Source organism: Rhizobium sp. BK251 (assembly GCF_004345245.1).
GTDB lineage: Bacteria > Pseudomonadota > Alphaproteobacteria > Rhizobiales > Rhizobiaceae > Rhizobium.
Genome location: NZ_SLUQ01000007.1, coordinates 303,655 through 318,871, shown reverse-complemented (window position 1 = coordinate 318,871; position 15,217 = coordinate 303,655). Strand labels below are relative to the sequence as shown.

Below are 15,217 nucleotides of genomic sequence, written 5' to 3'. Positions count from 1 at the left end.
GGTCGTTGGTGGCATTTGCTACACAGTTCCGCGAATTTGGCTGGGCCACGATCGTCGGAGGAGCGGCGGCACGGAAATCCGGAGCTGTTTCGCAAACGGCGCGAATGCGATTCGGCGTCACTGGAGTTCATGCGAGCGACGACTCCTGCCGTTCCTTCCATGAAGGAATTCAGTGCCCCTTGCTTGTGGCACTGAAACGCTTGTCGCAGGAGGCTGGCCGGTGTGGCGGCTCTGCCTAGAGCTGTGTCGGCCCGACCTTCACCGTCAGCTTGTCGAGCGTGCCGGTGAAGGGGAAAGGCACCTGGTAGTCCTTATCGTCAATCGGTAACCGGGTGTCGATACCGACGTCGAAAGATTCGTCGATTGTCGCAAGGAAGGGGATGGTATGCGGAATTGTCTGCTTGGCAATTTCGGCACCATCAACGCTCAAGACACCTGTCCCACCCTTGCCGAAACCGGGTCCATCATAGGTGAAATCGAAAACGACGGTGTGTTTGCCGGAGGCCAAGGCGTCCGCGCCCTCCCAGCGGAAGCGCTCCAGCCCCATCATGTTGTAGGTGAAGATCGGCTTGCCTTTCAGCAGGTAGAGACCATAGCCGCCGAAACGGCCGCCGAGCGTGTTGATCATGCCTTCGCCGCCGCCCTCGGGAACCTCGATTTCCGCGGTGATCGTGTAGGACCGGGTCAGTGGGCTGGGGGCAGAGGATGGCGGCAGGCCCGAGAGCGTGCCGGTATAAGTGAACGTGTCCCTGCCGGCGGTGGCGCTCGGCCGTGGCGCTATGAACCGCGTGGCGACCGAGTTGTCGAGCGGGAACACCTGGTACTTCGCGGCCTCTACCAGGAACAGCTCCTGCAGTTCCTTGAGCTTGGCCGGCTCCTTGGCGGCAACATCGTCGAACTGCGAGAAGTCCTTGGTAATATCGTAGAGTTCCCAGTTGTAGCCATCGAGTACATTGGGAAGCTTGCCGAGGCCGAGCAGCCAAGGCCCGGCGGGCGGCGTGGTCGAGGCGATCCAGCCGTCATGATAGATGGCGCGGTCGCCGAACATCTCGAAATACTGGGTCTGGCGGGCCGACGGCACGTCCTTTGCCCCCTTCGACCAGGTATAGGCCATGCTGACGCCCTCGATCGGCTTCTGGGCAATGCCATTCACCGTTTGTGGTGCCTGAATGCCGGTGGCCTCCAGAATCGTCGGCACGATATCGATCACATGGTGAAACTGGCTGCGAACGCCGCCGGTGTCGGTAATATGTCCCGGCCATGACATCGCGATGCCCTGACGCGTGCCGCCGAAATGCGACGCGATCTGCTTGGTCCATTTGAACGGCGTATCAAAGGCCCACGACCAGGCAACCGACATATGCGGCGTCGTCACGTCCGAACCCCAGGCGTCGTAATACTTCAGCTGATCCGCGACGGGCATGTTGATGCCCTGGATGGCTGCAAGGTCAAACGCGGTGCCGATGGTCGAGCCTTCGGCGCTGGTACCGTTATCGCCCTCGATGTAGATGATGAGCGTATTGTCGAGCTTGCCTTGTTTGCGAACCTCGTCGATCACCCGGCCGATCTCATTATCCGCATAGGCAACATAGGCAGCAAAAACCTCCGCCTGGCGGGCGAACATTTTCTTTTCATCCGCGCTCAGCGTATCCCACTGCGGCAGATCGTCGGGCCAGGGGGTGAGCTTGGCGTTCTCGGGGATCACGCCAAGCCGCTTCTGGTTGGCGAAGATCTGGTCGCGCATGGCATTCCAGCCCATGTCGAACTTGCCCTCGAATTTCTTGATCCATTCCTCGGTCGGATGGTGGGGTGCGTGGGTCGCGCCGGGCGCGTAGTAGAGGAAGAACGGCTTCTCCGGCGTCGCGGCATTGGTCTCGCGCAGGTAGTTGATGGCATCGTCGGCCATGCCGGTGATCAGGTTATATTTGGGATTTTCATTCCACGGAGAGATCTGGGTGTGGTTGCGGAACAGCCAGGGCACCCACTGGTTCGATTCTCCGCCCATGAAACCGTAGAAATAGTCGAAGCCCATGCCCGAGGGCCACTGATCGAACGGGCCCGAGGTCGAGTATGCGTTGGTAGGGGTATTGTGGTTCTTGCCAAACCACGAGGTGGCATAGCCATGGTTCTTGAGGATGTTGCCGATCGTGGCATTGTTCGGACCGATGATCGTATCGTAACCGGGAAAACCGGTGGCCTGTTCGGCGATCACGCCGAAGCCCGACGAATGGTGGTTCCGCCCGGTGATCAACGCGGCGCGCGTCGGCGAGCAGAGCGCGGTGGAGTGGAACTGGGTGTAGCGCAGCCCGGCCGCCGCCACGGCATCGAGCGTGGGCGTCGGGATGACGCCACCGAAGGTTCCCGAAACACCGTAGCCCGCATCGTCAGTGATGATCAGCAGGACGTTGGGCGCGCCCTTTGGCGGGACGACGCTGGGGGGCCACCAGGGCGTCGACTGCTGGGCGTCCAGGTTGATGGTCCCGCCGAACGCTGGCGGCGCGGCCGGCAGAGACTGGCCATCGATCGTCGAGGTGGCGCTGGGCGACCCTGGAGTGCCGGTGACTTGCTGGGCGGCAGCGGGAAAGACAGAAAAACAACTGGCGGCGAGCACCGCGAGGTAGAGACGCGTTTTCATCGTTCAATGCTCCCTGTTGGCTATTGCCAAGACGGGAAAGCGAGCGACACTTCCCGCTGTCAATGCACAGATGAAAGTCGATAATAGAACGACAGACGTATACAGCATGCGACGGCGGAAGTATTTTCGAGCGGAGGTAGGTTACGATAACATACAGTAACCTACCATGAGGGCTCTCCGGCTGGATTGCGGCGCAGGGCGCGAATGACTGGCAGCAAGGTTGGGCTATGTATGCAAGCCGGTCCAGCACCCGCGCCTCAACACGGGACACCATCGACCACCCGGCGCCTGATTTCAGAACTCGACGACCTTGCCGTCGTTGATCGTGACGCGGCGATCCATTCGCGCGGCAAGTTCATGGTTATGCGTCGCAATCAATGCGGCAAGCCCGGACTGGCGCACCAGCGCCTCCAGTGCATCGAAGACGTAGTGGGCCGTTTCGGGGTCGAGGTTGCCGGTCGGCTCGTCGGCCAAGAGCACCAGCGGAGCGTTGGCGACGGCGCGGGCAATCGCCACGCGCTGCTGCTCGCCGCCCGAGAGCTCGGCGGGGCGGTGGTCGCCGCGATGGCCGATGCGCATGTAGTCGAGGAGCTGGCTGGCGCGGGCGCGCGCTTCGGCCCAGGACAGGCCGGCTATGAGCTGCGGCATCATGATGTTCTCCAGCGCGGAGAATTCCGGCAGGAGGTGGTGGAACTGATAGACGAAGCCGATCTCGCTGCGGCGGATCGCGGTGCGCTTGTCGTCGGAAAGCCCATTGCTGGGGTGGCCGTTGACGCTCACCTCGCCGGCATCGGGATGTTCGAGCAGGCCCGCGATGTGGAGCAGCGTCGACTTGCCGGTACCGGACGGCGCCACCAGCGCGACGATCTCGCCGGTGTGCAGCGAAAAATCGGCGCCCCTGAGAATGGAGAGCAGCGTCTCGCCCTGCCCGTAGTGGCGCTCGACGCCCGAGAGCTCAAGTACGACCTTGCGTTTCATGGAAATTGCCATTCCTTACTCGTAGCGAAGCGCCTGGACGGGATCGAGGCGCGAGGCGCGCCAGGCCGGGATGATAGTCGCGATGAACGACAGGCCGAGCGCCATGACGACGACCGATAGCGTCTCGCCGAAATTCATCTCCGCCGGCAGCTGGCTGAGGAAATAGAGTTCGGGGTCGAAGAGCACCGTGCCCGACACCCAGGAGAAGAACTCGCGGATCGACTCGATGTTGACGCAGACCACGACGCCGAGCGCGACGCCTGCCAGGGTGCCGACGATGCCGATCGCGGCACCCGTCATGAAGAAGATGCGCATGATCGCGCCGGAGCTCGCGCCCATGGTACGCAGAATGGCGATGTCGCTGCCCTTGTCCTTCACCAGCATGATGAGGCCGGAGATGATGTTGAGCGCCGCGACGATGACGATCAGCGTCAGGATCATGAACATGACGTTGCGCTCGACCTGGAGGGCCGAGAAGAAGGTCTGGTTGCGCTGGCGCCAGTCGGTAAGGAAGATCTGGCGGCCTGCCGCCTCTTCGAGCTTCGGACGAAGATTGTCGATGTCGTCGGGGTTGTCGACGAAGAGCTCGATCGACTGCACGAGGCCGTCGGCATTGAAATAGAGTTGCGCTTCCTCGAGCGGCATATAGATGATCGACGCATCGTATTCCGACATGCCGATCTCGAAGATGCCCGAGACCTTGTAGGACTTGATGCGCGGATTGACGCCGAGGGGCGTGATGTCACCTTCCGGTGACGTGAGCGTAATCAGGTCGCCGACGCGCAGGCCAAGCTGTGCGGCCATGCGCGAGCCGATCAGCAGGCCGTCGCCGGCGGCAAAGCCGACCATGTCGCCGGACTTGATGTTGCCGGAAATGGTCTTGAGCTTCGTCAGATCCTCGGCGCGGGCGCCGCGCACCAACGCGCCGGTGTTGCCTCCCGCCTGCGACGAGGCAAGAACCTGGCCCTCCACCAGCGGCAGCGCCATCTTGATGCCGGGCACAGCCGAGAGCTTTTCGGTAAGCGCCGGGTAGTCGGTAAAGGGCCCGTCCACCGGCTGGACGATGATGTGACCGTTGATGCCGAGGATCCTGGAAACCAGCTCGGTGCGGAAGCCATTCATGACGGCCATGACGATGATGAGTGTCGCAACACCCAGCATGATGCCGATGAAGGAAAAGCCCGCAATGACGGAGATGAACGCTTCCTTGCGGCGGGCACGCAGATAGCGCCACGCCACAAGTCGTTCGAAGGTGGAAAACGGTCGAATAACCGGACCAGAGCCGGATGTCGCCTCCTGCTGGTCCACCGCTGTGCCCACCGCCATGCCGCCTCCGTTGTGTTTCAGCCCACGAACTTGTTGATCGCCGCCTCGATGCTCATCGTTTCGCGCGCACCGGTCTTGCGATCCTTCACTTCGACCTCGCCGCTCGCGACTGCGCGCGGGCCGGCAATGATCTGGACGGGTACGCCGATCAGATCGGCGGTTGCGAATTTCGTGCCCGCCCGCTCGTCGCGATCATCGTAAAGGACGTCCTTTCCGGCCTTAGTGAACGCCGAATAAAGCTTTTCGCAGGCAGCGTCACAGCCTTCATCGCCGGGCTTCATGTTAATCACAACTGCATCGAACGGCGCGACCGATGCCGGCCAGATGATGCCGTTTTCATCGTGCGAGGCCTCGATGATCGCCGGAACGAGACGCGTCGGGCCGATGCCGTAGGACCCCATGTGGACAAAGTGCTCCTTGCCGTCCGGACCCTGCACTTTCGCGCCCATCGGCTCGGAATACTTGGTGCCGAAATAGAAGATGTGGCCGACCTCGATGCCGCGCGCCGAAAGGCGGTCGCCTTCAGGAACCGCATTGAACGCCGCCTCGTCATGCATTTCCGAGGTCGCCGCATAGAGCGAGGTCCACTTGTCGAAGATCGCCTTCAGGCCTTCGACATCGTCGAAGTTCGTATCCTCGCCAGGAATGTCGAAATTGACGAAATCCTTGTGGCAGAAGACCTCCGACTCGCCGGTATCGGCAAGGATGATGAACTCGTGGCTGAGATTGCCGCCGATCGGGCCGGTGTCGGCGCGCATCGGAATGGCGCGGAGGCCGAGCCGCGAGAAGGTGCGCAGGTAGGCTGCGAACATCTTGTTGTAGGAGTGCTCGGCGCCCTCGCGCGTCAGGTCGAAGGAATAGGCATCCTTCATCAGGAATTCGCGCGAGCGCATGGTGCCGAAGCGCGGACGGATCTCGTCGCGGAACTTCAACTGGATATGATAGAGGTTGATCGGCAGGTCCTTGTAGGACTTGACGTAGGACCGGAAGATATCCGTGACCATTTCCTCGTTGGTCGGTCCGTAGAGCATCGGACGGTCCTGGCGGTCCTTGATGCGCAGCATCTCCTTGCCATAGGCATCGTAGCGGCCGCTTTCCTGCCAGAGCTCGGCGGACTGCAGCGTCGGCATCAGAAGCTCGATCGCGCCGGAACGGTTCTGCTCCTCGCGGATGATGTTGTTGACCTTGTCGAGCACGCGCTTGCCCAGCGGCAGCCAGGAATAGATCCCCTGCGACTGCTGGCGGATCATGCCGGCGCGCAGCATCAGCCGGTGGGAGACGATTTCCGCCTCCTTGGGGTTTTCCTTCAGGATGGGCATGAAATAGCGGGACAGACGCATGAGCGATTTCCAGAATGTTTTGACGTTCCGCCCGAAACGGAATCGAGGACGAATAATGTGCTGGAGGCGTTCATATCCGCTTCGCGGCCCGAAGGAAACCCGGCTCTGCAAGGGAGCTGGCCGACGGCGCTGGATGGAGCAAACGGAAGCCCGCTTTTCTCGATCTCAAAAAAATGGCTTATTTATAAGGGCTTGAACAAAAATGTTGTCAACAGAAATATTTTGCCTGAGTGTAGCAAAAATGCAAAAAAAGCTGATGACAAAGCACATTCTTTGAGCTAGTTTTGGCTCACAAAAGAGGCAGGAAGGTTAAATTCTTGCCGTTCTCGCGGTCAAGTCTTGGGAGGATCAGATCTTAGGCGCGTTTATTCGCTGCCCCGGCAACGGTTAAGGATCACGCGATACTTAAAACAAGGCTTTTAGCCTTGTTTTTTTTTGCTTTTTCTCAACGGCATCGACCCTGGCCGCACCGCGGACCGCTTTGTCGACGCCTGACCTCACCTAAGGTAATGCCATGTTGCGTTGGGGCAGTCTTTGCACGAATTCCGTGACAAGGGTGTGACGACCAACAAATTAATGCCGGCGAAATGCTCACGAATTGAGCAATTGCCCTAATAGAATCTCGGCCCGATCTGAGGCAGCGCGTCGAAGCCGAGGCCGAAATAGGTCGAACAGATATACCAGCCGCCATAGACCAGGCCGGACACCAGCGTCGTCAAGAAAAACACCAGCCGGGCGCGGAAGCGCGTCGGGGCGCTTTCTACCGTGCCGAGCACAACGTCGTTGTCTTCGGCCTGCGTGCGAAGACCGACCGGAAGCATGGCGAACAGCGTGATCCACCAGATGATGAAATAGACTGCAAAGCCCTGCAGGAATGCCTGAAGCATAAATTCCCCGTCTCTTTTGCGACCGCCCATGCTCCCACGGCAGGTGCCCGGAATGGGTTCGCACTTTCTCGCAGGCCTCCCCCGCGACATGCAATCCTTATAGGGCGTAACCGACGTCAACTCAAAGGATGAAAGCTCGGCCGCGACGATCTGCGCGAGGCGTCAGACCTCTTCCAGTTCGATGAGGGTCCCGAAGAAATCCTTCGGATGCAGGAAGAGGACGGGCTTGCCATGGGCACCGGTCCTGGGCGTCCCATCGCCAAGGACCCTCGCCCCCGCTTGGACGAGCCCGTCACGCGCGGCGGCGATGTCCGCCACCTCGTAGCAGATGTGGTGCATGCCGCCGGCCGGGTTCTTCGCGAGGAAGGCGGCAATCGGCGAACCTTCGCCAAGCGGCTCCAGTAGCTCGACCTTCGTGTTGGGCAGTTCCACGAAGACAACCGTGACGCCGTGCTCCGGAAGCGCCTGCGGCGCAGACACGACAGCTCCGAGCGTGTCGCGATAGGCTGCGGCCGCCGCTGCGAGGTCGGGCACTGCGATGGCTACATGATTGACGCGTCCGAGCATGGGCTTCCTGTCCGAGAGAGCTGGGAGTTTAAACCGAGACCTGCTCTCCCCGGCAAGTCAGACTTTCGTCAGGAACACGGTGACGAGGGGCTTCTTTCCCCAGGCCTGGTTGGTGGCAGCGCGCACCGCGCGGCGCACAGCCTCCTGCAGCATGGCGAGATCCTTGCGGCGCGCCCGCGGGATGCTCTCGATGGCGCCGACGATGGCGTCATAGAGCGTGTCCTCCATGTCGTCGCCCTCGTCGTCATACATCGGCAGCCCGATCGGCACGATGGTCGGATCACCCATGATGTCCAGGCGACTGTCGAGGATGACGTTGACGGCGACATGGCCGACATAGGACAGCTTCTTGCGCTCACCGATGCCCATCTCGTCGAAATCGCCGATGAGCGTGCCATCCTTGTAGATCCGGCCGTGCGGTGCCTCGTCGACGACCTCGACAGGGTCTGGCGCGAGCCGCAGCACGTCGCCATTGCGCACGCGCGGCACGATGCCGATGCCGGATTGCTCGGCAAGCTCCTTGTGCGCCGTCAGGTGCGCCGCTTCGCCATGCACCGGAACGACGATCTTCGGCCGCGTCCACTGGTACATCTTCTGCAGTTCGTTGCGGCGCGGATGGCCGGAGACATGAACGAGGGCCTCGCTGTCCGTGATGATGTGGACGCCCTGCTCCACCAGGCCGTTCTTGATGTCCTGGATCGCCTTCTCGTTGCCCGGAATGGCGCGCGAGGAGAACACCACGATGTCGCCGGCAGCAAAGGCGACATTGCGCATCTCGTCGCGGGAAAGCTTGGCCAGCGCGGCGCGCGGCTCACCCTGGCTGCCGGTCAGGATGACGACCATCTTGTCGCGCGGGATATAGCCGTACTCGTCCTCGTCGATGAAGGGCTTTATGCCCTCCATCAGCCCGACGTCGCGCGCGACATCGACCACGCGCTTCAGCGAGCTGCCAAGCAGGAGGACCTCGCGGCCGGCGGCTTCCGCCGCCTCGGCCACCGTTCGTATGCGCCCGACGTTGGAGGAGAAGGTGGTGATCGCCACGCGACCCTCGGCATTCTCGATGATCTTTCGCAGGCTTTCCGAAACGTCCTTCTCGGAGGGCGAGACACCATCGCGCAGGGCATTGGTGCTGTCGCACATCAGCGCAAGCACACCCTCATCGCCAAGCTGGCGAAAACGCGTCTCGTCGGTCAGGGGCCCGAGCGAGGGCTCGTGATCGATCTTCCAGTCACCGGTGTGGATGACGTTGCCGAGCGGCGTACGGATCATCAGTGACATCGGCTCAGGTATGGAGTGATTGACCGCCACGCCCTCGATGCTGAAGGGACCGACATTGATGCGGTCGCCTGCCGTGAACAGCGTGATCGGAATCTCACCTATCGCCCGCTCGTAGTCGCGCTTGGCCTCCAGCAGGCCGGCCGTGAAGGCCGACGCAAAGACCGGAACGTTCAGTCCGGGCCAGAGATCGTTGAGGGCGCCGTAGTGATCCTCATGTGCGTGGGTGATGATGATCGCCTTGAGATTCTTGCGTTCCTTGGCAAGAAAACGGATGTCCGGCAGCACCAGGTCTACGCCCGGCAGGTCCGGCCCGGGAAAGGTCACGCCGCAGTCGACCATGATCCACTGGCGGTGTTCCGGCGGCCCGTAGCCGTAGAGCGCGAGATTCATGCCGATCTCGCCCACTCCGCCGAGCGGTAGAAACACCAGTTCGTCTTGGTTCGCCATACTGTCGTTTAATCCATTATCCAAAGAAGACATCACCGGCAGCGATCGCGATGATCCCGCGCGCGCCGGTGTCGAGCATCAACAAGCCATTATCATCAATTCCCGCGAATTGCCCGGAAATCGAGCGATCCGGCAGATTTACTGTAATCCTCTCGCCGATGCCGCAGGCGACGCTCCTCCAGCGCGCCGTGACCTCCCGTATCCCGTTGCCGCGGTTCCACAGATCCAACGCCTCGGCCATCGCCGCATAGAGATGTGCGAAGAGCTCCTCCGGGGAAGCTGCACTTCCCTGATCGCGCAGGCATGTGACCGGATAGATCGGATTGTCCGGCATGACGGTCACGTTGATGCCGATGCCGACGACGAGCGCATGGCGCCCATCGGGCAGCGTTTCGCCCTCGATGAGAATGCCACAGGTCTTCTTGCGGCCGATCAGAATGTCGTTCGGCCATTTGACTTCCAGCGGCTCGGCTCCCGGCGGCAGCACCATGCGGACCGCCTGATGGACGGCCACGGCGACCGCAAGCGGCAGCGAGGCGAGTTGCTCCATCGGAGCGGGGTCGATCAGAAGCAGGGAAGCGTAGAGATTTCCGGGTTCCGAGACCCAGGGGCGTCCCCGGCGGCCGCGGCCGCCGGTCTGCCTTTGCGCGGTGATCCAGAGATTGCCCGCATCACCGGCTCGCGCGCGAGCCAGGCATTCGCTATTGGTCGAAGAGGTCTCCGACAGAGCCTCGTGCCGGAAATCGCCGAGCGATATCCGGCGCAGCCCATCGGAAGGCATCAGAATAGCGTCGCGGCAGCAAGCTCGGCCGCACCGCCGATCGGTCCGCCGAACAGCACATAGGCGACGACGAACAGGCCGGAAAGCCCGAAGACGAGACGAAGCTCGCCGGAGACGCGGGCGAACTCGCCCTTTGCCTCGTCGAACCACATCAGCTTGATGACGCGCAGATAGTAATAGGCGCCAACGACCGAGGCGAGAACGCCGATGATGGCGAGCGCATAGAGCTTCGCTTCGATGGCCGCGACGAAGACGAAGTACTTCGCGAAGAAGCCTGCGAGCGGCGGAATGCCGGCAAGCGAGAACATCAGCGCCGTCAGCATTGTCGCCATGAAGGGGTTGGTGGTCGAAAGGCCGGCGAGATCATCGACATTCTCGACATAGGTGCCGTCCGTCCGGCGCATCGACATGATGATGGCGAAGCTGCCGAGCGTCATGACCATGTAGATGACCATGTAGAGCATGACGCCGGAAACACCGGTCTGGTTGCCGGCCGCAAGACCGACGAGCGCATAGCCCATGTGACCGATCGAGGAATAGGCCATCAGGCGCTTGATGTTGCGCTGGCCGATCGCGGCAAAGGAACCGAGCACCATCGATGCGATCGATATGAAGACGATGATCTGCTGCCAGTCGGCAAGCACCGGCTGGAACGCGGTGATGACGATACGCGTCATCAGCGCCATGGCGGCGACCTTCGGGGCGGCGGCGAAGAAAGCCGTCACCGGTGTCGGGGCACCTTCATAGACGTCCGGCGTCCACATGTGGAACGGCACAGCGGAGATCTTGAACGCGAGGCCGGCCAGGACGAAGACGAGGCCGAAGATCAGGCCCAGCGAGCGAGCGCCCTCGGTGTTCAGGGCGGTTGCGATGGCGTCGAAGCTGGTGTGGCCGGTGAAGCCGTAGACCAGCGACATGCCGTAAAGCATCATGCCGGAGGAAAGCGCGCCGAGAACGAAGTACTTCAGGCCGGCTTCCGTCGAACGCAGGCTGTCGCGATTGATCGCGGCCACCACGTAGAGCGCAAGCGACTGCAGCTCGAGCGACAGGTAGAGCGAGATCAGGTCGTGCGCCGAGATCATCAGCAGGATGCCGAGCGTCGCCAGAAGCAGGAGGACCGGGAACTCGAAATGGTCGAGCTGCTGGCTGCGGGCCTGCCTGACGGACATCAGCATCGCAACGCCCGAGCCGACCAGCGCCACGATCTTCATGAAGCGGGAGAAGCCGTCCGCGAGATATGCGCCGCCATAGGCCAACCCCTCGCCCGGCACGAAAACCAGCCAGAGGCCGGAGACGACGAGGAGGAGGATTGCGAGTACCGTCACGATCGGGCCGGATCGTTCGCTCGTGAAAACGCCGACCATCAACAGGACAAGGGCACCCACTGCGAGGATCAACTCCGGCGCGGAGAGATACAGACTGGCTAGAATTGTTTCAGCGGTCATGTCGAAAAGGTCCCGTCATTTCATCGACAGCGCAACGTCATGCGCTGCCTGCACTGCGGCGGTATAATTGTTGACAAGCAGGTCCACGGAGGCGGCCGTCGCATCGAAGATCGGTGCCGGATAGACACCGAAGAAGATGGTCAGCGCAATCAGCGGATAGAGGATGAGCTGCTCGCGCGGCGAAAGGTCGAGGAGAGCCTTCAGCTTTTCCTTGTCCAGTGCGCCGAAGATCACGCGGCGATAGAGCCAGAGCGCATAGGCGGCCGAGAGGATCACGCCGGTTGCCGCGAAGAGAGCGACCCAGGTGTTGACCCGGAAGACGCCGATCAGCGTCAGGAATTCGCCGATGAAGCCCGAGGTGCCCGGAAGGCCGACATTGGCCATGGTGAAGATCATCATCGCGACCGCATATTTCGGCATGTTGTTGACGAGGCCGCCATAGGCCGCGATCTCGCGGGTATGGGTGCGGTCATAGACGACGCCGACGCAAAGGAAGAGCGCGCCGGAGACGATGCCGTGCGAGAGCATCTGGAAGATCGCGCCCTGCACGCCCTGCTGGTTGGCCGCGAAGACGCCCATGGTGACATAGCCCATGTGCGCGACCGAGGAATAGGCGATCAGCTTCTTGATGTCGTCCTGCATCATCGCCACCAGCGAGGTGTAGATGATGGCGATGACCGACAGCGAGAAGACGAGAGGCGCGAAGAATTCCGACGCGTTCGGGAACATTGCCAGCGAGAAGCGGATCAGACCGTAGCCGCCGAGCTTCAGGAGGACGCCGGCCAGGATGACGGAACCGGCCGTCGGGGCCTGGACGTGCGCATCCGGCAGCCAGGTATGGACCGGCCACATCGGCATCTTCACCGCGAACGAGGCGAAGAAGGCGAGCCATAGCCATATCTGCAGCTGCGGCGGGAACTTGTAGGCGAGCAGCTGCGTGATGTCCGTCGTGCCGGCCTGCCAGTACATCGCCATGATGGCGAGCAGCATCAGCACCGAGCCGAGCAGCGTATAGAGGAAGAACTTGTAGCTTGCGTAGACGCGGTCCTTGCCGCCCCAGACACCGATGATCAGGAACATCGGAATGAGGCCGCCTTCGAAGAAGACGTAGAAGAGAACGATATCCAGCGACACGAAGACGCCGGTCATCATCACCTCGAGCACCAGGAATGCGATCATGTATTCCTTGAGGCGCTTCTCGACCGAGAGCCAGCTCGCCAGCACGCAAAAGGGCATCAGGAAGGTCGTCAGGATGACGAACAGCATGGAGATGCCGTCGACGCCGAGGTGGTAGCCGATGCCGGTGCCGAGCCAGTCATGCTTCTCGACCATCTGGAAGCCGGGATTGGAATTATCGAATCCGGTCCAGATGAAGAGCGACAGGACGAAGGTCGCAACCGTCGTCAGTAGCGAGATGTTGAGGATGTTGCGGCGGCCGCTCGGGCCGTCCTCGCGCATCAGCAGCAGGAGGGCGACGCCCACCAGCGGCAGAAAGGTGACCGTTGAAAGAATGGGCCAATCGGTCATCAGAAGGAACTCCCGAACATCATCCAAGTAACGAGGGCCGCAATGCCGAGGAGCATCGCGAAGGCATAGTGGTAAAGGTAGCCGGTCTGCAGGCGGACCACGCGATTGGTCACATCGACCACGCGGGCGGCGACGCCGTTCGGGCCGTAAGTGTCGATCACGCCGATGTCACCCTTCTGCCAGAGGAAGCGGCCGAGCGCCTTGGCCGAGCGAACGAAGAGGAAATCGTAGAGCTCGTCGAAGTACCACTTGTTCAAGAGGAAGTGGTAGAGAACGCGGTGCTGCTTGGCGAGAACGCGCGGCGTCGACGGTGACCTGATGTACATGTACCAGGCGATGACGAAGCCGACCACCATCGCGACGAAGGGGCTGAGCCCAACCCAGGCCGGAACGTGATGGAACTCTTCGACCAGTTCGTTATGCGGCAGTGTGAACAGCGCGCCCTTCCAGAACTCCGCATACTCTTCGCCGTAGAAGCGGCCTTCGAAGGCCCCACCGGCGAACACGGCGCCGAGCGCCAGAATGTAGAGCGGGACCAGCATGACCTGCGGCGATTCATGGACGTGATGCATGACCTCGTGGGAGGCGCGGGGCTGGCCAAAGAACGTCATGAAAATCAGGCGCCATGAATAGAAGCTCGTGAACAGCGCCGCGATGACCAACATCCAGAAGGCGAAGCCCGCCAGCGGCGAATGCGATGCATAGGTCGCTTCGATGATGACGTCCTTGGAGAAGAAGCCCGCAAAGCCGATCGGCGTGAAGGGAATACCGGCGCCGGTAATCGCCAGTGTGCCGATGATCATCAGCCAGAAGGTAGCCTTGATGTGCGGACCCAAGCCGCCCATGAGACGCATGTCCTGCTCGCCATCGACGGCGTGGATGACCGAGCCGGCGCACAGGAAGAGCAGCGCCTTGAAGAAGGCGTGCGTGAAGAGGTGGAAAATCGCCGCGCCATAAGCGCCGACGCCAAGCGCCACGAACATGTAGCCGAGCTGCGAGCAGGTCGAATAGGCGATGACGCGCTTGATGTCGTTCTGGACGAGGCCGACGGTCGCGGCGAAGAAGGCGGTAATGGCACCGATCAGAGTGACCACCACAAGCGCGTCAGGCGACAGCTCGAAAAGCGGCGACATGCGGGCGACGAGGAAGACGCCGGCGGTAACCATGGTTGCGGCATGGATGAGGGCCGAGACCGGGGTCGGGCCTTCCATGGCGTCAGGCAGCCAGGTGTGCAGCAGGAACTGCGCGGACTTGCCCATCGCACCCATGAAGAGCAGCAGGCAGATGCCCGTCAGCGCATGCGCCTTGTCGAGCTGCATGCCGAAGAGGTTCATGATGACCTCGCTGCCGGCCTCCGCACCCTCGGCAGGCAGGAAGCTCTGCGCATTGGCGAAGATAACGTCGAAGTTGATCGCCCCGAAGAGGACGAAGACGCCCGCGATGCCGAGCACGAAGCCGAAGTCGCCGACGCGGTTGACGATGAAAGCCTTCATCGCAGCAGCGTTCGCCGACGGCTTCTTGTACCAGAAGCCGATGAGCAGGTAGGAGGCCAGACCGACGCCTTCCCAGCCGAAGAACATCTGGGCGAGGTTGTCGGAGGTCACCAGCATCAGCATGGCGAAGGTGAAGAGCGACAGATAGGCGAAGAAGCGCGGACGATGCGGATCGGTGTGCATGTAGCCGACCGAGTAGACGTGCACCAGCGTCGAGACCGTGTTGACGACGATCAGCATGACGGCGGTCAACGTATCGATGCGCAGCGACCACGACACATCGATCCCGCCGGACTGGATCCAGCGCAGCACCTCGACCTTGATCGGGCCGCCCTCGAAATGGCCGATGCCCACGGTGATGAAGACATACCAGGAGAGGACCGCGGCGACGATCATCAGGCCTGACGTGATGTATTCAGAAGCCTTGGCACCGATCTGGCGGCCGAGCAGCCCGGCGATCAGCGCGCCGATGAGGGGAAGAAAGACGATAGCCTTATAGAGGAACATGAGCCA

General features: G+C 61.6%; 12 protein-coding genes. 1 reads left to right on the top strand and 11 read right to left on the bottom strand.

Features of this window, described 5'->3' with window-relative positions; all coding sequences use genetic code 11:
- Window positions 1–235: 235 nt before the first annotated feature.
- From EV286_RS19505 to proS, 4 genes are all read right to left on the bottom strand, one after another.
- Window positions 236–2,635 carry an arylsulfatase gene (locus EV286_RS19505; protein WP_132958819.1) on the bottom strand — a complete coding sequence of 800 codons (2,400 nt, stop codon included), beginning with the start codon at window positions 2,633–2,635 and terminating at the stop codon, window positions 236–238.
- A gap of 294 nt (window positions 2,636–2,929) precedes the next feature.
- Window positions 2,930–3,613 (bottom strand): ABC transporter ATP-binding protein, encoded by a 684-nt coding sequence (locus tag EV286_RS19500; RefSeq protein WP_132958818.1) that lies wholly within the window; start codon window positions 3,611–3,613, stop codon window positions 2,930–2,932.
- Window positions 3,614–3,628: 15 nt separating this feature from the next.
- Window positions 3,629–4,939 (bottom strand): lipoprotein-releasing ABC transporter permease subunit, encoded by a 1,311-nt coding sequence (locus EV286_RS19495; protein ID WP_132958817.1) that lies wholly within the window; start codon window positions 4,937–4,939, stop codon window positions 3,629–3,631.
- Between the two features lie 17 nt (window positions 4,940–4,956).
- Complete coding sequence (gene proS, locus EV286_RS19490) at window positions 4,957–6,279, bottom strand: proline--tRNA ligase (RefSeq protein ID WP_132958816.1); 1,323 nt, start codon at window positions 6,277–6,279, stop codon at window positions 4,957–4,959.
- Between the two features lie 57 nt (window positions 6,280–6,336).
- On the opposite strand from proS, the gene EV286_RS19485 reads away from it, so the two are divergent.
- Window positions 6,337–6,561, top strand: coding sequence for a hypothetical protein (locus tag EV286_RS19485; protein ID WP_132958815.1), 225 nt, complete (start codon window positions 6,337–6,339; stop codon window positions 6,559–6,561).
- Between the two features lie 329 nt (window positions 6,562–6,890).
- Here EV286_RS19485 and EV286_RS19480 read toward each other — a convergent pair whose 3' ends face one another.
- The 7 genes from EV286_RS19480 to nuoL all read right to left on the bottom strand — a co-directional run bounded on the left by EV286_RS19480 (window position 6,891) and on the right by nuoL (window position 15,211).
- Window positions 6,891–7,166 (bottom strand): DUF1467 family protein, encoded by a 276-nt coding sequence (locus EV286_RS19480; RefSeq protein ID WP_132958814.1) that lies wholly within the window; start codon window positions 7,164–7,166, stop codon window positions 6,891–6,893.
- Window positions 7,167–7,328: 162 nt separating this feature from the next.
- Entirely contained in the window at window positions 7,329–7,733 is a 405-nt protein-coding gene (gene mce, locus EV286_RS19475) for a methylmalonyl-CoA epimerase (protein ID WP_132958813.1), read from the bottom strand.
- A 57-nt stretch (window positions 7,734–7,790) separates the two neighbouring features.
- A complete protein-coding gene (locus tag EV286_RS19470; protein WP_132958812.1) occupies window positions 7,791–9,458 on the bottom strand; it encodes a ribonuclease J in 1,668 nt (555 codons plus the stop codon).
- Window positions 9,459–9,474: 16 nt separating this feature from the next.
- Window positions 9,475–10,239 carry a biotin--[acetyl-CoA-carboxylase] ligase gene (locus EV286_RS19465; protein WP_132958811.1) on the bottom strand — a complete coding sequence of 255 codons (765 nt, stop codon included), beginning with the start codon at window positions 10,237–10,239 and terminating at the stop codon, window positions 9,475–9,477.
- Window positions 10,239–11,684 carry an NADH-quinone oxidoreductase subunit NuoN gene (nuoN, locus tag EV286_RS19460; RefSeq protein ID WP_132958810.1) on the bottom strand — a complete coding sequence of 482 codons (1,446 nt, stop codon included), beginning with the start codon at window positions 11,682–11,684 and terminating at the stop codon, window positions 10,239–10,241. Before nuoN ends, EV286_RS19465 begins: the two co-directional genes overlap by 1 nt.
- A gap of 15 nt (window positions 11,685–11,699) precedes the next feature.
- Entirely contained in the window at window positions 11,700–13,211 is a 1,512-nt protein-coding gene (locus EV286_RS19455; protein WP_132958809.1) for an NADH-quinone oxidoreductase subunit M, read from the bottom strand.
- Window positions 13,211–15,211, bottom strand: coding sequence for an NADH-quinone oxidoreductase subunit L (gene nuoL / locus EV286_RS19450; protein WP_132958808.1), 2,001 nt, complete (start codon window positions 15,209–15,211; stop codon window positions 13,211–13,213). The genes EV286_RS19455 and nuoL overlap by 1 nt, the downstream gene beginning before the upstream one ends.
- Between the last annotated feature and the right edge of the window lie 6 nt (window positions 15,212–15,217).